Annotated in this window: 17 protein-coding genes and 1 tRNA gene; 9 read left to right on the forward strand and 9 right to left on the reverse strand. The window is 73.2% G+C overall.

Annotation, left to right across the window (positions count from 1 at the left end; translation table 11 throughout):
- The first annotated feature begins 25 nt into the window (after nt 1-25).
- Together BIU97_RS10310 and BIU97_RS18075 are read left to right on the forward strand one after the other, a co-directional pair.
- Nucleotides 26-112, forward strand: a tRNA-Leu gene (locus BIU97_RS10310).
- Nucleotides 113-325: 213 nt separating this feature from the next.
- Complete coding sequence (locus BIU97_RS18075) at nt 326-484, forward strand: hypothetical protein (RefSeq protein WP_175472081.1); 159 nt, start codon at nt 326-328, stop codon at nt 482-484.
- A 94-nt stretch (nt 485-578) separates the two neighbouring features.
- Here BIU97_RS18075 and BIU97_RS10320 read toward each other — a convergent pair whose 3' ends face one another.
- Nucleotides 579-1,418 carry a glycoside hydrolase family 16 protein gene (locus BIU97_RS10320; RefSeq protein ID WP_071258534.1) on the reverse strand — a complete coding sequence of 280 codons (840 nt, stop codon included), beginning with the start codon at nt 1,416-1,418 and terminating at the stop codon, nt 579-581.
- A 14-nt stretch (nt 1,419-1,432) separates the two neighbouring features.
- The gene (locus BIU97_RS10325; protein WP_071297574.1) at nt 1,433-3,199 is read right to left on the reverse strand and encodes a hypothetical protein; all 1,767 of its coding nucleotides are present in this window, start codon (nt 3,197-3,199) and stop codon (nt 1,433-1,435) included.
- 171 nt (nt 3,200-3,370) lie between these two features.
- Between BIU97_RS10325 and BIU97_RS10330 the strand changes: the two genes are divergently transcribed.
- Together BIU97_RS10330 and BIU97_RS10335 are read left to right on the forward strand one after the other, a co-directional pair.
- Nucleotides 3,371-3,811 carry a VOC family protein gene (locus BIU97_RS10330; protein WP_071258528.1) on the forward strand — a complete coding sequence of 147 codons (441 nt, stop codon included), beginning with the start codon at nt 3,371-3,373 and terminating at the stop codon, nt 3,809-3,811.
- 130 nt (nt 3,812-3,941) lie between these two features.
- Nucleotides 3,942-4,760: an SDR family oxidoreductase gene (locus BIU97_RS10335; RefSeq protein ID WP_071297575.1), complete on the forward strand. Its 819-nt coding sequence runs from the start codon at nt 3,942-3,944 to the stop codon at nt 4,758-4,760.
- Nucleotides 4,761-4,785: 25 nt separating this feature from the next.
- On the opposite strand, the gene BIU97_RS10340 is transcribed toward BIU97_RS10335, so the two are convergent.
- Nucleotides 4,786-5,631, reverse strand: a complete 846-nt coding sequence (locus tag BIU97_RS10340; RefSeq protein WP_071297576.1) for a helix-turn-helix transcriptional regulator — start codon at nt 5,629-5,631, stop codon at nt 4,786-4,788.
- Between the two features lie 126 nt (nt 5,632-5,757).
- On the opposite strand from BIU97_RS10340, the gene BIU97_RS10345 reads away from it, so the two are divergent.
- Nucleotides 5,758-6,696, forward strand: coding sequence for an SDR family oxidoreductase (locus tag BIU97_RS10345; protein WP_071297577.1), 939 nt, complete (start codon nt 5,758-5,760; stop codon nt 6,694-6,696).
- A 17-nt stretch (nt 6,697-6,713) separates the two neighbouring features.
- On the opposite strand, the gene BIU97_RS10350 is transcribed toward BIU97_RS10345, so the two are convergent.
- Entirely contained in the window at nt 6,714-7,568 is an 855-nt protein-coding gene (locus BIU97_RS10350) for a phosphotransferase (RefSeq protein ID WP_071297723.1), read from the reverse strand.
- Between the two features lie 132 nt (nt 7,569-7,700).
- On the opposite strand from BIU97_RS10350, the gene BIU97_RS17305 reads away from it, so the two are divergent.
- The gene (locus BIU97_RS17305) at nt 7,701-8,711 is read left to right on the forward strand and encodes a matrixin family metalloprotease (RefSeq protein WP_083420881.1); all 1,011 of its coding nucleotides are present in this window, start codon (nt 7,701-7,703) and stop codon (nt 8,709-8,711) included.
- A gap of 45 nt (nt 8,712-8,756) precedes the next feature.
- Here the strand turns inward: BIU97_RS17305 and BIU97_RS10360 are convergent, their stop codons facing one another.
- The 3 genes from BIU97_RS10360 to BIU97_RS10370 all read right to left on the reverse strand — a co-directional run bounded on the left by BIU97_RS10360 (nt 8,757) and on the right by BIU97_RS10370 (nt 11,587).
- Nucleotides 8,757-9,431, reverse strand: coding sequence for a response regulator (locus BIU97_RS10360; RefSeq protein WP_071258515.1), 675 nt, complete (start codon nt 9,429-9,431; stop codon nt 8,757-8,759).
- On the reverse strand, nt 9,428-10,639 hold the full coding sequence (locus tag BIU97_RS10365; RefSeq protein WP_083420882.1) for a sensor histidine kinase: 1,212 nt from the start codon (nt 10,637-10,639) through the stop codon (nt 9,428-9,430). Before BIU97_RS10365 ends, BIU97_RS10360 begins: the two co-directional genes overlap by 4 nt.
- 261 nt (nt 10,640-10,900) lie before the next feature.
- Nucleotides 10,901-11,587: an SDR family NAD(P)-dependent oxidoreductase gene (locus BIU97_RS10370; RefSeq protein ID WP_071297578.1), complete on the reverse strand. Its 687-nt coding sequence runs from the start codon at nt 11,585-11,587 to the stop codon at nt 10,901-10,903.
- A gap of 150 nt (nt 11,588-11,737) precedes the next feature.
- Here BIU97_RS10370 and BIU97_RS10375 point away from each other — a divergent pair, with 150 nt between their 5' ends.
- The 3 genes from BIU97_RS10375 to BIU97_RS10385 all read left to right on the forward strand — a co-directional run bounded on the left by BIU97_RS10375 (nt 11,738) and on the right by BIU97_RS10385 (nt 13,212).
- Entirely contained in the window at nt 11,738-11,920 is a 183-nt protein-coding gene (locus BIU97_RS10375) for a hypothetical protein (RefSeq protein ID WP_071258509.1), read from the forward strand.
- A gap of 18 nt (nt 11,921-11,938) precedes the next feature.
- Complete coding sequence (locus tag BIU97_RS10380) at nt 11,939-12,493, forward strand: MarR family winged helix-turn-helix transcriptional regulator (protein ID WP_071258506.1); 555 nt, start codon at nt 11,939-11,941, stop codon at nt 12,491-12,493.
- 95 nt (nt 12,494-12,588) lie between these two features.
- A complete protein-coding gene (locus tag BIU97_RS10385) occupies nt 12,589-13,212 on the forward strand; it encodes a TetR/AcrR family transcriptional regulator (protein WP_071297579.1) in 624 nt (207 codons plus the stop codon).
- Between the two features lie 63 nt (nt 13,213-13,275).
- On the opposite strand, the gene BIU97_RS10390 is transcribed toward BIU97_RS10385, so the two are convergent.
- Both BIU97_RS10390 and BIU97_RS10395 read right to left on the reverse strand, forming a co-directional pair.
- Entirely contained in the window at nt 13,276-14,391 is a 1,116-nt protein-coding gene (locus BIU97_RS10390; RefSeq protein WP_071297580.1) for a Gfo/Idh/MocA family protein, read from the reverse strand.
- The gene (locus BIU97_RS10395) at nt 14,388-15,203 is read right to left on the reverse strand and encodes a sugar phosphate isomerase/epimerase family protein (protein WP_071297581.1); all 816 of its coding nucleotides are present in this window, start codon (nt 15,201-15,203) and stop codon (nt 14,388-14,390) included. Before BIU97_RS10395 ends, BIU97_RS10390 begins: the two co-directional genes overlap by 4 nt.
- Nucleotides 15,204-15,209: the final 6 nt, after the last annotated feature.

A 15,209-nucleotide genomic window follows, 5' to 3' on the forward strand; every position in this document is an offset into this window, starting at 1 on the left:
TGTGCGTGATAGTGTTTCGGGGCTGGCGCGAGTGGCGGAATTGGTAGACGCGCACGGTTCAGGTCCGTGTGCTGGAAACGGCGTGGGGGTTCAAGTCCCCCCTCGCGCACCAGGCAGAACGGAGAAGGCCCCCGGAGGAATCCGGGGGCCTTCTCCGTTCCCGGCCGACTCGCGTCGAGGACGCGACCCGTTCCGGACGGGAGGCCCGTGGCGGCGCCGCGCCGTGCCTCCCGTCCGCCGTGTGGCTGGTCTCGACCGCCCGCTCGCCGCCCGACCGGACGGCCTGCTGAACGGCGGTCGTGCGGGTCCGCGTAGCGTGCGCCGCATGAGCGACACGACACCGGACGGTTCGAGCGACCCCACCGACGCACAGCAGCAGTACACCGAGGACCTGCCGGACGGGTCGCCGACGGGCGACGCGACCAAGGACCCCGCGCAGGACAGCGACACGGACTCCGGCGGCGAGCCCGCCGACCCGCAGTAGCGCTGCCCCGCAGTAGCGGCGACCACCCGACGGACAGGAGGCGCGGTGCCCGACGGCACCGCGCCTCCTGTCCCGTTCCGTGGACCGTGTGCGGTCAGGAGTTGTCGATCACGCGGACGTAGTCGACCTTCATCTGCTGCGGGAACTGCGTCGACCCGTCCGGGTAGCCGGGCCAGTTGCCGCCCACCGCCAGGTTCAGCACGATGAAGAAGGGCTTGTCGAACACCCACGGGTTGCCGCGGGTGTCGGCCGGGGTCACCGTCTTGTACGCCACGCCGTCGACGGACCAGGTGATCGACCCGGGCTTCCAGTCGACCGCGAAGGTGTGGAAGGTGTCCGCGAACGACCAGCCCTGGGGGTGCTGGTAGGACGACGTGAGCCCCGCGCCGCCGGAGTACCCGGGGCCGTGGACGGTGCCGTGCACCGTCGCGGGCTCGTACCCGACGTTCTCCATCACGTCGACCTCGCCCGAGTTCGGCCAGCCCACCTGGGGCAGGTCGGCGCCGAGCATCCAGAACGCGGGCCAGATGCCCTGCCCGCGCGGGATCTGGATGCGGGCCTCGACCCGGCCGTACTGCGGCGTGTACTTGCCCTGCGTGGTGAGGCGGGCGCTCGTGTACGAGCCGTCCGACTCGCGCTTCGCCGTGATGACCAGGTTGCCCTGGCCGTCGAGCGCCGAGTTGTCGCGCGAGTCGGTGTAGTTCTCGAGCTCGTTGTTGCCCCACCCGCCGGCGCCGGTCTCGTTCGTCCACGCCGACCGGTCCGGGGCGCTGCCCGCCGGGCCGTCGAAGTCCTGGGACCACACGACGTCGCCTGCGGCCGCGCTCGCCGGCGACGCCGCCTGCAGAGCCGGGGTGACGCCGAGTGCGAGGGCCGCCGCGCCGGCGACCGTGAGTGCGACCAGACGTCGCGTCCTGCTGCTGGTGTTCGTCATCGTCCCTCCCGGGATCAGTTGTACGAGGCGAGTCGGTTCGGAGCGGTGTTGCCCGCGGGGGTCGGCACGGCACCGCCGACGCCGTTCACGACGCTCGAGATGGTCCCGGTGTCGCCGAGGGAGACCGTGACGAGCCCGTGCGCCTTCACGCCGGCCGTCTGCGGGAACTCGAACGCCCGGTCGGCGTGCACCGACGGGTTCGTGTTGAAGAAGCAGTAGACGCCGCCGCCCCAGACCTCGTGGTTCGTGACGTTCGACGCGACCTGGTACGCCGCGTAGCCGGCACCGGTCGGGCTCTGCCACGAGGCGTTGTCCGGCACGTCGTACGGCATCTCGTTCTGGAAGAAGATCGTCCGGCCGTTGTTGCCGTTCCACTGCACTTCGTACTTCTGGTAGTGCTCGACGAAGAGGCCGGTGGCCAGGACGTCGTTGCCGTTCACCTCGACACCGGTCGCGCCGGTGTTCACCGTCCAGCCCGTGGCCGCACCGCCGTGGTCGGCGCGCCAGGCCCAGATGTGGTCGACGAGGGTGTCGTCGGCGTTGATCTGCAGCGTCGTGGTGGCCTTGCCCTGGATGCTCGAGCCGACGCGGAAGAACACGTCCTGGATGCTCTGCGGGTCGGCGGCGTGGTCGACGTGCGAGCCGCTCGTGCCGAGCCGGACGAGCTGGGCGCTGTTCTGCGTGCCGGCGTCGACGACGAGGTTCGAGACGTTCACCCCGGCGACGTCCGTCGAGGTCAGGACCGCGTTGCCCTTCGTCGGCACGAGGGTCGGGAAGCCGATGCCGGTGACGACGGTGTCGGCACGGGTGACGGCGATGGGGGCGTCGAGCTGGTAGGTGCCCGGGGTGAAGAACAGGTTGAGCCCCTGCGACAGCGCGCTGTTGATCGTCGCCGCCGAGTCACCGGGGTGGGCGACGTAGAAGTTCCGCATCGGGATGTCGGTGCCGCCGGTGTTCGGCCACGTGACGCCGGACGAGTTCTGCTTCAGCGACGGGACGAACACGTGGTACTTGTTCGACGAGTCGACGTACAGGTACGGCTTCTCACGCGTGGTCGGCGTGGTGGCCAGCGTCGTGTAGCTCTTCGAGAAGTCGTTCGCGGGGGCGCCCTGCACACCCGAGAACGTCATGTTCCAGTTGCCGCCCTGCCATGAGCCTATCGTGGAGTTGCGGGTGTACCACTGCTGCTGCGACCCGGAGGTCACCGTGCCGTCGACCTTCGAGTCGGCGATGTAGCCGCCGGACGAGTAGCCCTGGCCGCCGTCCTGGTTCGACGGCCCCATCGTCAGGTTGCCCTTGACGTGCACGCGGCGCATCGGCGCGGCCTGCGACACCGCCCAGCGGTCCGTGCCGCCCTCCGGCACGATCGCCAGGTTCTCCACCGAGCGCCAGAAGTTCTGCGTCGCGTTCTTCTCGTCGCCGGCGTTCCAGCCGGAGTCGACGTTGACGGCGCCGTTGATCGTGACGTCGTCGGGGTTCTTCCCGAGCCCCACCACCGAGGTGTAGAAGCCGAGGTTCGCCCAGACGCGCCCGTAGGAGCCCGGCTTGAACAGGAAGGCGTGCCGCTGCTGCCCGAACTGTGCGCTCGGGTTGCGGAGTTGGGCGTTTAACGCGGCGTCGACGTCGGCCTGGATGGTCGACGCCGGTACCGATGGATCGTAGATCGTGACGCTGCTCCCGAAGTCCGGGGTGTCGCTCGTGGTCACCGCCTGGGCCGGGCCCGCGGGGGCCACGACCCCGACGATCCCGACGCTCACGGCCATCGCGAGGAGCGTGCTCATCCGTCGTTGCATGATGCTCGATTCGTCCGCGTACGGCTCCGTTGCCGCACGCAACAGACGGTAGACCTGTCCGTCGGTTCAGGCAGTCGGCGCATCGGTGGACCAGTCCGTCCCCCGGACGGGGGGTTCGGCCCGGAGGTGGTCCAGGCCGCAGGGGACGACGCTGGCGTCATGGCCGATCCCATCGTCACGCCGCTCGGCTTCTCGCACGTGCGGCTCACCGTCACCGACGTCCACCGGAGCAAGGCGTTCTACGAGCAGCTGTTCGGCATGCCGCCGGGGAGCGACTTCAGCGACCAGGCCGACGACCCCACCGTGCGCGACGACCCCTGGCGGACGTACGGGGGCTGTTCCTTCACCTTCGGCGGGCAGACGCTCGGGCTGCGGCCGGTGGCGCCGGCGGGGGACCGCTTCGACCCGGACCGGGTGGGGCTCGACCACGTGTCGTTCCGGGTCGCCTCGGTCGACGACCTGCACGCAGCCGTGGCCCGGCTCGACGCCGCCGGCATCGAGCACGGCGAGGTCACCGACCTGCCCCCGTTCGGCCTGGTGGTCCTGTCCGTGCAGGACCCGGACGACGTCAACCTGGAGTTCGCCGCGCCCCGACCGTGAAGGCCCGGCGCGTGCGGCCCGTGGTGTCCGCTTGCCGCACGCCGGACCGGGATCCTGCGGGTCGTCCTGGACGTCGCGGCGTTGGCTGTCCGACGGCGTCGGAGGTCCGGCGGCAGACCGAGGAGGACACATGAGCAAGACCTGGTTCATCACCGGAGCGTCCAAGGGCTTCGGCCGCGAGTGGGCGGAGGCCGCCCTGGAACGCGGCGACTCCGTCGCCGGCACGGCCCGGAACCCCGACGACGTGCAGGAACTCGTCACGCAGTACCCGGACACGTTCCTCGCGCTGCAGCTCGACGTCACCGACCGCGACGCCGACTTCGCCGCGGTGCAGCGCGCCGCCGAGCACTTCGGCTCGCTCGACGTCGTCGTCAACAACGCCGGCTTCGGCCACTTCGGCATGGTCGAGGAGCTCACCGAGGACGAGGTCCGCGCCCAGCTCGAGACGAACCTGTTCGGCGCGCTCTGGGTCACCCAGGCGGCGCTCCCGGTCATGCGCGAGCAGGGCTCCGGGCACATCGTGCAGGTGTCGAGCATCGGCGGGATCAGCGCGTTCCCGACCGTCGGCGCGTACCACGCGTCGAAGTGGGCGCTCGAGGGGCTGTCCCAGTCGCTCGCGCAGGAGGTCGCCGGCTTCGGCATCTCGGTCACGCTCGTCGAGCCGGGCGGGTACTCGACCGACTGGTCCGGCCCCTCGGCGAAGCGCAGCGAGGAGATCCCGGCCTACGTCGACGTCCGCGAGGCCGCCTCGAAGCGTCCGTCGGCCGCCGACCCGGGCAAGCCCGAGGCGACGCGGTCGGCGATCCTGCAGGTCGTCGACGCCGAGGAGCCGCCGCTGCGCGTGTTCTTCGGCAAGGCGCCCCTCGGCATCGCGGAGCGGGACTACGAGTCCCGGCTCGCCACGTGGCGTGCGTGGCAGCCGGTGTCCGAGGAGGCGCACGGCGCCTGACGCCGGGGTCCCGGTCGCGGCCGGGTCAGTGGACGCGGTGGGCGTCGGCGCCGACGACGCCGAGCAGGCGCAGGCGTTCGGCGCTCACACTCCCCGGCTCGGCCGTGTGCACGAGCAGCGTGTGCGATCGGCGGACGTCCTGCAGGACCTGGCAGTGCAGGGTCAGCTCGCCCACCTCCGGGTGGAGGTACCGCTTGACCGCCTCCGGACGGACGCCGACCTCGTGCGCCGCCCACACGGTGCGGAACTCCTCGCTCTGCTCGAGCAGGCGGTCGGCCAGCTGCGCGGCCCGTGACCGCGGCCCGCGTCGGGCCACGACGTCGCGGAGCCCCGCGGCGTACATGCGCGACGTGAAGTCGTGTTCGTCGGCCGGGCGGCGGTCGCGCTCGGCAGGGTCGGTGAACCACCGGAACCCCGCACTCCTGGCATCGCCGCGGCGCTCGCGGGCGTCACCGGCGATCGCCGCCGCCAGCGGGGTCTGCTGCAGCGTCTCACCGAGCTCGGAGACGACCTCGGCCGGGGTCTCGGCGAGCTGGTCGAGGATCCGCATCATCCCCGGGTCGACGTGGTCGCCCCCGGGACCCGCGGCCGGCGGCTGGTGCCCCGCGAGCCGGAACAGGTGGTCGCGCTCGTCGAGGCTCAGGCGGAGCCCCTGTGCGATCGAGGCGAGCATCTGGTCCGAGGGCTGCGGACCCCGCTCACGCTCGAGCCGCGCGTAGTAGTCGACGGACATGTTGGCGAGCATCGCGGCCTCTTCGCGGCGCAGGCCGTCGGTGCGGCGGCGCTGCCCGCGCGGCAGTCCGACGTCCTCCGGCTGCAGCGCTGCCCGACGGCCGCGCAGGAACTCCGCCAGGCCTGGTCGATCGATCATGGGCACATCCTCTCGCGACGCGGTCCCCGGAGCCACGGATCGTCAGGCCGTGGCTCGGCGGCGGCGGTCTGGCGAGCATCGACGTGGGGCACCGAGCGCGGTGCCCGACCGCGAGAGGACCAGACCATGCCGCAGCACCACGACCACCCGTCCGTCCCCGACCTGACCGGTCGCCGTGTCCTGGTGACCGGCGGCAGCGACGGCATCGGCCTCGTGCTCGCCGGACGGTTCGCCGCCGCCGGCGCCGAGGTCGTCCTGCCGGTGCGCAACCGCGAGAAGGGGGCGGCGGCGATCGCCCGGGTGCGCGACCGGCACCCCGACGCCGCGCTCGTGCTCGAGGACGCCGATCTGTCGTCCCTCGCCTCGGTCGCCGCGCTCACCGACCGGCTGCGCGCGGACGGAGCACCGATCGACGTGCTCGTCGCGAACGCCGGCGTGATGACGCCGCCCGAGCGTGCGACGACCGCGGACGGGTTCGAGCTGCAGTTCGGCACGAACCACCTCGGGCACGCCGCGCTCGTCGGCGGGGTGCTGCCGCTGCTCCGCGCCGCCGGTGGCCGGGTGGTGGTGCAGTCGAGCGTCGCGGCGCGCGGGGCGTCCGTGCAGTGGGACGACCTGCAGTTCGAGCGGCGGTACCACGGCGGGCGGGCGTACGGGCAGTCGAAGCTCGCGGGTGCCCTCTTCGCCTTCGAGCTCGGTCGGCGCAGCCGCGCCGGCGGGTGGGGCGTCACGAGCGCCGTGAGCCACCCCGGCGTCGCACCGACGTCGCTCCTCGCCGCACGCCCCGAGCTGGGCCGCACGCGGGACACCCCGCAGGTGCGGCTCATCCGGTGGCTGTCGGCGCACGGGCTGCTGGTGGGGACGCCCGAGACCGCCGCCGACCCGGCGGTGCTCGCGGCCACGCGCGAGGACCTCGCCGACGCGTTCGTCGGGCCGACCGGACCCGGTGGCGTCGGTGGTCCCGCCGGTCGGCAGGAGCCGTGGGCACCGATGCGACGGGACGCCGACGCGGCGCGGCTGTGGGACGTGACCGCGGAGCTCACGGGGGTGCGGCTCGCCGGGTGACCGGTGCCGGCTGGGCGTCAGAAGGCCGCGAGGGCGTCGCGGAGCATGTCGTGCCCCTGCGCCTCGAAGTCCTCGTCGCCCACCGCGTGTGCCCAGACCGCGGTGCCGACGGCCTCGCGGAGCTGCAGCAGACGCCACTGCTCCGGGTCGCGCGGATCGCGGCCGTAGCCCGCCAGGAACGCGGCCTCGAGCACGGGGTCGTGCTGCCAGTGGTGCACCGCGAGCCGGGTGAGGTCGGCCGTCGCCGGCCGCCAGGCGAAGCGCCCGAAGTCGATCGCCCGCAGGTGCCCGTCGTCGACGACCCAGTTGCGGGGGTGCCAGTCGCCGTGCGTCGGGACGAGCGGCTCGACGACACCGCCGCCGGGGCGCTCGCCGAGGACCGCGCGGACCCGGTCGACCGTCCCCGGGGCGATGCGGTGCGGGGCGTCGAGCGCCGCCACCGCCTTCGCGTGCTCGCGGACCCGGTGGTCGGGGTCGTGCCGGGTGCCCTGGTCGTGCAGCCGGCGCAGCAGCACGCCCGCCTGCCGGTGCACGTCCGGGTCGGTGGCGTCGGGGGTGTCCAGTGCCAGGTGCCCCGGGACGCGCGTGACCACGAGCACGCGGTGCTCCTGGTCGACCGCGACGAGGGCGTTGGTGTCCCCGGTCGCGAGCAGGGGACCCGTCCAGTGCCGGTGCGCCTCGAGTTCCCGGGGGAAGTGCGTGTTGTCCGGACCGCAGGCCTTGACCGTGTAGGCACGCCCCTCGGCGACGACGTGCAGGACGATCGTGTCGAGGAGGCCCCAGGAGTCGTCGCCGACCACCTCGGCCCCCGGGAGCACGGCGCGCACGAACGCCGCCTGCTGGTCGTCGAGTCCGGTCCGCCCCCACTGCACCACGGCACCGTACCCGACGTCCGGGCAGCGGACCGGCCGTTCTGGGGGCTTGTCGGGTCCACGGCCGCTCCGCACACTGTTGCAGTCCTCCGCTGCCGGGGTGGGGGCTCCTCCCGCGCCGGAAGGGACACCATGCGCGCTTCGACCACCACCGTGGGCGCCGTCGTGCTCGGGTCCCTGCTGACGGCGGTCGTCGCCGTGCCGGGGACGGCGAGCACCTGGGACGTCGGAGCGGTGCGGGCGGCCGTGCCGTGCCACGGTGCCGACCTGTCGGTGCACGACCTCGCGAGCGGCTGCGACGTCGACGGCGGGACGCTCCGGCTCGACGACGGCCGGACGTTCGCCGTGCCGCCGACCGGTGTCCGCGTGGCCGCCGACCCGGTGGCCGCCGCCGACGTCGACCCCAGTGACGTCGTGGTCGCCAACCGCGGTCGTGCCGGGGTCGCCGTCCTGGTCGACGACGTCTGGCAGGGGTCGCCGACCGCCGTCCGACAGGAACGCGCGGCCGTCCAGCGGCGGACGCTCGTCGCCACGCTCGGCACCCCGGGGGCGGCGCCCGGCACCACCACCACGGCGAGCTGCGGGAGCACCGCGTACACGCTGACCGGCGCGCACTGGACGTCCACGATCCGCTGGCGGTACAACCCCTCGGGGGCGAAGGTCACGAAGCCGACGGCCGTGCAGGCGGGGGCGCAGGCCTGGACCGGCACGGTCTCGGTGTGCGGCGAGACCGTCCGCTCCGCGGTGACCCAGCGCTACCTGGGTACGGCGAAGCAGCGGCCGGCCGTCACCGCCGACGGTGGGTGCGGTGCGTCGAACGGCACGAGCGTCGTCGGGTGGGGGTCGCTGCCCGGGGCGACGCTCGCCCTGACCTGCACGTGGTCGACCACCGACGGGGTCGCGCTCGAGTCGGACCAGCGGTACTCGACCACGCAGCGCTGGTCGTCGACCGCGACGTGCTCGGGGCCCCGGTACGACCTGCGCGGGATCGCCACGCACGAGTGGGGGCACACCGTCGGGCTCGGGCACACGGCGCAGCGGTCCGGGCTCGTGATGAAGCCGGCGTCGCCGGTGTGCGACACGGCGCAGCGGACGCTCGGCCTCGGCGACCTGCGGGGACTCGCCGCACTCTCCCGGGGCTGACCGGCGCAGCCGGGCTGACCGGCGTCGCTCCGGCACTGCCGGGCGCTAGGCCTCGCCCCGGGCGCCGGCGAGCCCGTGGTCGTGCGCGTACACGACGAGCTGCACCCGGTCGCGCAGCGCGAGCTTGCCGAGGATGCTCGAGATCTGCGTCTTCACCGTGGACTCGGTGACGAACTCCTTCGTCGCGATCTCGGCGTTCGACAGGCCGCGGGACGCCCAGCCGAACACGACGCGCTCCCGCTCGGTCAGGGCCGCGAACTCCGGCGGCTGCGGTGCCGGGGCGCGCGCGACGTCGGCGCCGAAGAGCTGCGCCAGGTCGTTCGGCGCGATCACCGAGCTGCCCTCGTGCACCGCCCGCACGGCGGCGAACAGGAACGTCGGGGTGGTGTCCTTCAGCAGGAAGCCGCTCGCGCCGAGCCGGATCGCGGTCGCCGCCGCCGGGTCGAGCCCGAAGGTGGTGAGCACGACGACGCGGGGGAGCGGCCCCTCGACGGCACCGGAGAACAACCGCCGGACCGTCTCGACGCCGTCCACGCCGGCCATCCGCATGTCGAGCAGCACCACGTCGGGGCGGAGCTCCGGGATGCGCGCGAGTGCCTCGGCCCCGTCCGACGCCTCGCCCACCACCTGCATGTCGTCCTGGGCGTCGAGCACCACCCGCAACCCGGCGCGGAACAGCGCCTGGTCGTCGGTGAGCAGGATCCTGATCGGTTCGGTCATCGGACTGGTCCCCCTTGGACGTCGTACGGGATGCGGGCGCGTGCGGTGAACACGCCGTCGAGCACGGCGGCGTCGAAGGACCCGCCGAGTGCGGTGAGTCGGGACTCCATGCCGGCCGTGCCGCGGCCGGAGCCGCCGGTCGAGCCGTCGCCGACGGGGTTCTCGACCTCGAACACCAGGTCGGCGCCCCGCCAGGTCTCGCGCACGACCACGGTGGCGCCGGGGGCACCGTGGCGGAGCGCGTTCGTGAGCATCTCCTGCAGGACCCGGCGCGCGGCGGTGCCGGGCTCCGGGCCGAGGATGACCGGGGTGCCGCGGACGGTGTGGTCGACGTGGACGCCGGCCTCGCGGATGCCCTGCACGATCGCGTCGAGCGACCCCGGGTCGGTGGTCGTCGACGACCCGTCGATCTGGCCGAGGACCTGCCGCACCTCGACCAGTGAGCTGCGGGCGGTGCTCGCGATGGTCGCGCTCACCTCGCGGATGCGCGCTTCGTCGTCGAGGAACGGCACCGAGTCGGCCTGCGCGATGATCACCGCGAGCGAGTGCCCGACGACGTCGTGCACGTCGCGGGCGATGTCGACGCGGATGCGCTCCGACTCGGCGACGTCGATCGCGCGGGTGGCCGTCGCCTCGGCCCGGGTGGCGACGGCCTCGGCGCGGGACGCGGCGGCCTCGGCGTCGGCCCGTCGCTCCGACTCGCGGTCGCGGGACCGGAACGCGCGGAGGGCGAGGCCGCCGGCCCACACCCCGAGGAGCGCCGTCACGGGTGCGGCCAGCGCCAGGAACGCCTGGTCGCGCGGGCCGTTGATGAGGACGAGGAAGCGGAAGCCGGTCGCCGCGAGGTAGAACGTCGCCCCGACCCCGGCCAGGAACGCGAGGACGCCGGCGACGATGACCTCGGTGCGGGTGCCGACCACCGCGACGGTGCCGATGACGACGAACATCGCGAGGTCGACGAGCGAGGGGCGCTCGCTGCCGCCGACCTGGACGATGCCGAGCACGACCATCATGAACATCGACGCCGACGGCGAGATCCGCCGCAGGGCGATCGCGCCCGATGCCGTCAGCACCGCGGCCAGGCTGGCCTGTTCGAGTGCGAGATCGATCGGGAGCAGGAAGACGAACGCCGCGAGGGCCGCCCAGGCCACGTCGACGGCGATCGAACGCGTGGCGAGCGGCCGGATGAACCTGCCCCGTTCGGTCACGGCACGATCTTCGCACGGGGCCCGCACGGCAGCGTGCCGGCGGCGCACCCGGGGGTCACGGCGTGGGCGACATGGCGACGAGCGTGACGACGGTCACGACGACGATGGCGGCGCAGAGCAGCAGCGTGGCGATCGTGTGCTTCGTGGAGGTGTCCATGCCGTCGAGCCTGACGGACCGCGGGCACGACGGCATCGGGCCAGGGGCGGAAGGGCGTTCGTCCCGCAGGGTGAACCGGCAGGCCGCTGCCTCGGCCCCGGGGCTCAGTACGTGACGGTGCCGAGCACCCGGTGCGCGATCGAGATCGACTCGCCGGACACCACCGACCGTGGTGACGACAGGAACGCCACGAGGTCGGCGATCTGCTCGGGGCTCGACTCGCCGCCGGCACCCGGCCGCACCGCGGCGGACGGGGTGTCCGTCACCGTGCCGGGGTTGACGACGTTCACCGTCACCCCGGTGCCAGCGTTCTCGTCGGCGAGGTTCTTCGCGATCACGCCGACGGCCGCGTTCCGCAACGAGGCGGTGATGTTGCCCGACAGGTAGGCGTTCTGCCCGCTCACCACGACGACCCGGCCGTGACCGGCGTCCCGCTGGCCGGGCAGCACCGCGGTGGCGACGCGGAGGAACCCGATCGCCTTGCCGTCGATCGCGTCGAGCACCTGGGTGGGGTCGGACCGCTTCGCCGGGTCGAGCGTCCCGGCACTCGGCGCGGCGGTGACCACGAGGACGTCGATGCGCCCGTACCGCTCGAGGACGGCCGCGACCGCCGCGTCGACGGACGCCTGCGAGGCGGTGTCCATCGTCACCGAGGCGTCGTCGTCCCCCGCGGAGCGCGAGGCGACGACGACGGTCGCGCCCTCGGTCCGGAGGCGGTCGGCGACCGCGGCGCCGACGTACCCCTTGCCGCCGACGACGAGGGCGACGCGGTGCTGCAGTTCGAGGTCCATGCCGCCACCGTAGGCCCGTCCGGAGCCCGGCGCAGGTCGTTCACTTCGCGAAACGTACATGCCGACAACTGTTTCGTTGCGAAGAACGTTCACCTTGTGAAAGAGTCACCTCGTCCGCAGGGGACGCACGGCAGAAGGGCGGGACCACACATGCACAGCACGTACTCCGGGATGCCTCGGGTCGCACGGATCGGGAGCAGCCACACCCGCGTCGGCCTGACCGACCCCGCCGTGATCGACGCGTACGTCGAGCGCCGCATCGCCGACCCGTCGCTGCTCGCCGGCCACGTCGAGCCGTCCTACGGTGACTTCTTCGCCGTCCCCACCGCCTGACCAGGAGCACGTGCGCACATGCCGTTGACCGTCGTCCGCCGAGAGCACGCCCACCTCTACACGCGCGAGCCCCGGAGCCGGGCCGCGAGGACCGCCGTCGACGCCCTGCTGCAGCTGCAGCACGCCGAGGAGCAGCAGATCGAGTCGGCCCGCGTCGAGAGCGACCTGACGAAGAACGAGTTCCTGGCGGTCCGCTACCTGCTCCAGGCACACCGTGACGGCCGGACGATGGGTCCGAAGGACCTCGCCGTGATGCTCGCCGTGTCGAACGCCTCGGTGACGAAGATCGTCGACGCCCTCGTCGAGAAGGGGCTGCTGCTGCGCACCGCCCACCCCAGCGACCGCCGCGCGCAGCTGCTCGGACCCACCGACCACGCCGCCGCGAAGATCGACGCCTCGTACGCCCGCTTCCACGAGGCCGTGGTCGGGGTCGTCGACGAGCTCTCCGACGCCGACAACGAGGTCCTCGCGCGCTCCCTCACGCGGGTGGTCGAGGCGCTCGCCGCCGGCACGCCGGCACCGGTCGACGAGTACACGGTCGACGAGCAGGACCGACCCGACCCGCAGGGCTGACGCGACCGGCTGCCGGACGGGAGGCCCGTGGCGGCGTCGGCACGGGCCTCCCGTCCGACGGTGGCGGGAAAACCTTCCAGCGGTAAGTTGGGTGCATGACGCACGCCGACGACGACGCGGCCCCGCCGCGGCGGGGCGGCTACCGCAAGGGAGCCGAGCGCCGGGCGCAGATCCTCGACGAGATGATCCGCATGGTCGCGGAGCAGGGCGTCGACGCGTCGTCGCTGCGGTCCGTCGCCGACGCCCTCGGGATCACGCACGCCGCACTCCGCCACTACTTCCCGAGCCGGGACGAACTGCTGCTCGCGGTCTACCGCGAGCACGAGGTGCGGGAGCAGCAGGCACCCGACCGCCTGCTGTCCGCGATCGGGGACATGCGGGACAGCGCCCTGCGCAACCGGGCCGTGCCGGGGCTCGTGCAGCTGTACACGACCCTCGGGGCCGACGCCGTGCAGGAGGGCCACCCGGCGACCCGGGAGTTCATGCGGCAGCGCTTCACCGGACTCCGGGCCGACCTCGCCGCCCTCATCGAGGCCGACCAGGCGCGGGGCCGCATCCGCGCGGACCTGGACCCCGTCGACCTGGCGTCCCTGAGCATCGCCGCCTCGGACGGGCTGCAGGTGCAGTGGTTGCTCGACCCGGAGGCCGTCGACAGCGAGCGGGTGCTGCGCCTGCTCGAGTCGCTGGTGCCGCCGGCGCCGCCCGCGTCGCCGGTGTGAGGAACAGGAACGGTCGGGCCCCCAGCTGGGGACCCGACCGTTCCTGTTCGTGCGGCGCCGTGGCTACGCGTCGACGCCCGCCGTCAGGACCGCGGCCGCGGGGTCGAAGTCCTCGGGCAGCGGCGGGATCGCGTCCACGCTCGACGTGATCTCGACCGCGGAACCCGACTCGGCCGCGTCGCGGATGCCGAGCAGCACGTCGAGGACGTGCAGCGCGACCGCACCCGAGGCGCGCTCGGGGCGGTCCTCGGCGATCGCGCGGGCGAGCTCGACGACGCCGGTGCCGCGGCCCCAGGTGGAACCGACGGCCTCGAGGGTCTCCGGCTCGTCCTGGCCGTAGCGCCACAGCTGCGACGAGCCCTCGAAGGTGTTCGGGTCCGGCAGCGAGATCGTGCCGAGGGTGCCGTTGATCTCGACGAAGCCCATGCGGGGCAGGGCGTGCTGGAACGAGAACGTCGACTGCGCGGACTGCCCGCCGGCGAACTCGATGAGCGCGGCGTGGTGGGTCGGCACCTCGACGGGGAACGTCTCGCCGGCACGGTCACCGGACGCGATCGTGCGGCGGTCGAGCGACTTCGAGGACACCGCCTGCACGCGCGACGCGGTGCCGAACGCGTGCACCAGGGTGGTGACGTAGTACGGGCCCATGTCGAACAGGGGGCCGGCACCCTTCGCGAACAGGAAGTCCGGGTTCGGGTGCCACGCCTCTGGTCCGGGCACGTGGAACAGCGTCGTCGCGGAGAGCGGCTCGCCGATGTCGCCGCGGGCGATGGCGCGGAGCGCCGTCTGGATGCCCGCGCCGAGCACGGTGTCCGGCGCGGTCGCGACGCGCAGCCCCTTCGCCTGCGCCGACGCGAGGACCGCTGCGGCCGACTCGTGGTCGGTGGCGATCGGCTTCTCGCTCCAGACGTGCTTGCCGGCGTCGACGATCTGCTGGTCGACCTCGGCGTGCGCCGCCGGGATCGTCAGGTTGATGACGATGCTGATGTCGTCGCGGGCCAGGAGCTCCTCGACGCTGCCGGACGCCGCGACCCCGTACGCCGCGGCCTGGGCGGCGGCCCGGTCGAGCAGGACGTCGGCGACGAAGCGGACCTCGACGTCGGCGAACTGCGTCAGGTTCTCGAGGTACTGCGTGGAGATGTTGCCGGCACCGATGATGCCGATCCCGACGCGGCTCACGCGGCGTCCCCGGCGTCGTCGTTGGCGCGGAGCCAGGTGAGGGACTCGGTGATGCCCTCGAAGACGTCGCCCTTGTACGCGTCGAACTCGACGACGCGGATGGCCTGCGGCGCCGCGGCGAGGATGCCCGCCACGTCGACGTCGCCCTGGCCGGCCGGGGTCTGGTTCTCGAAGGCGCGCTGCAGGGCCTCGGGGACGATCAGGGCGCTCTCGGACGACGGCAGTGCGGTGCGGATGTCACCGTCGACCTTGCCGTCCTTGACGTGGATCGCGACGACGCGGTCGCCGAGGGACCGCAGGACGGCGGGGGCGTCGGCGCCGCCGACGGTGGCCCAGAAGGTGTCGACCTCGAGGACGGTCTCCGGCGACAGCTGCGACACGAAGAGGTCGTAGACGGTGCGGCCGTCGACCTTGTTCGTGAACTCCCACTGGTGGTTGTGGTACCCGAACTGCAGGCCGCGGGCGGCGGCCTCGGCGGTCAGCTCGTTGACGCGCTCGGCGATCCTCGCGACGTCGTCGGCGGTCTGCCAGCGGTCGGTCGGGATGAAGGGGTCGATGACGGTGCGGATGCCGAGACGCTCGGCGGCGTCCCAGATCGGCGCGGTGTCCTCGGCGTCGATCACGGCGACGTGACCGGACGGGGCGCGCAGGCCGGTGGCCGCGAAGGCGCGCTCGAGGTCGGCGGCGCGCTCGACGAACGCGTAGGGCTCGACGTTCTCGTACCCGATCTCGGCGACACGGGCGATCGCCTTGTCGAGGTCGTCGGCGATGGCGTCGCGCAGCGAGTAGAGCTGCACAGAGGTGGTGGGCATTGCGGG

The organism is Curtobacterium sp. MCBA15_009, from assembly GCF_001864895.1.
In the GTDB taxonomy this organism is placed as follows: Bacteria; Actinomycetota; Actinomycetes; order Actinomycetales; family Microbacteriaceae; genus Curtobacterium.

Coding starts and splice junctions, on each gene's coding strand:
- BIU97_RS18075 (WP_175472081.1), top strand. CDS start 326: ATGAGCGACACGACACCGGACGGTTCGAGCGACCCCACCGACGCACAG.
- BIU97_RS10320 (WP_071258534.1), bottom strand. CDS start 1,418: ATGACGAACACCAGCAGCAGGACGCGACGTCTGGTCGCACTCACGGTC.
- BIU97_RS10325 (WP_071297574.1), bottom strand. CDS start 3,199: ATGAGCACGCTCCTCGCGATGGCCGTGAGCGTCGGGATCGTCGGGGTC.
- BIU97_RS10330 (WP_071258528.1), top strand. CDS start 3,371: ATGGCCGATCCCATCGTCACGCCGCTCGGCTTCTCGCACGTGCGGCTC.
- BIU97_RS10335 (WP_071297575.1), top strand. CDS start 3,942: ATGAGCAAGACCTGGTTCATCACCGGAGCGTCCAAGGGCTTCGGCCGC.
- BIU97_RS10340 (WP_071297576.1), bottom strand. CDS start 5,631: ATGATCGATCGACCAGGCCTGGCGGAGTTCCTGCGCGGCCGTCGGGCA.
- BIU97_RS10345 (WP_071297577.1), top strand. CDS start 5,758: ATGCCGCAGCACCACGACCACCCGTCCGTCCCCGACCTGACCGGTCGC.
- BIU97_RS17305 (WP_083420881.1), top strand. CDS start 7,701: ATGCGCGCTTCGACCACCACCGTGGGCGCCGTCGTGCTCGGGTCCCTG.
- BIU97_RS10360 (WP_071258515.1), bottom strand. CDS start 9,431: ATGACCGAACCGATCAGGATCCTGCTCACCGACGACCAGGCGCTGTTC.
- BIU97_RS10370 (WP_071297578.1), bottom strand. CDS start 11,587: ATGGACCTCGAACTGCAGCACCGCGTCGCCCTCGTCGTCGGCGGCAAG.
- BIU97_RS10375 (WP_071258509.1), top strand. CDS start 11,738: ATGCACAGCACGTACTCCGGGATGCCTCGGGTCGCACGGATCGGGAGC.
- BIU97_RS10380 (WP_071258506.1), top strand. CDS start 11,939: ATGCCGTTGACCGTCGTCCGCCGAGAGCACGCCCACCTCTACACGCGC.
- BIU97_RS10385 (WP_071297579.1), top strand. CDS start 12,589: ATGACGCACGCCGACGACGACGCGGCCCCGCCGCGGCGGGGCGGCTAC.
- BIU97_RS10395 (WP_071297581.1), bottom strand. CDS start 15,203: ATGCCCACCACCTCTGTGCAGCTCTACTCGCTGCGCGACGCCATCGCC.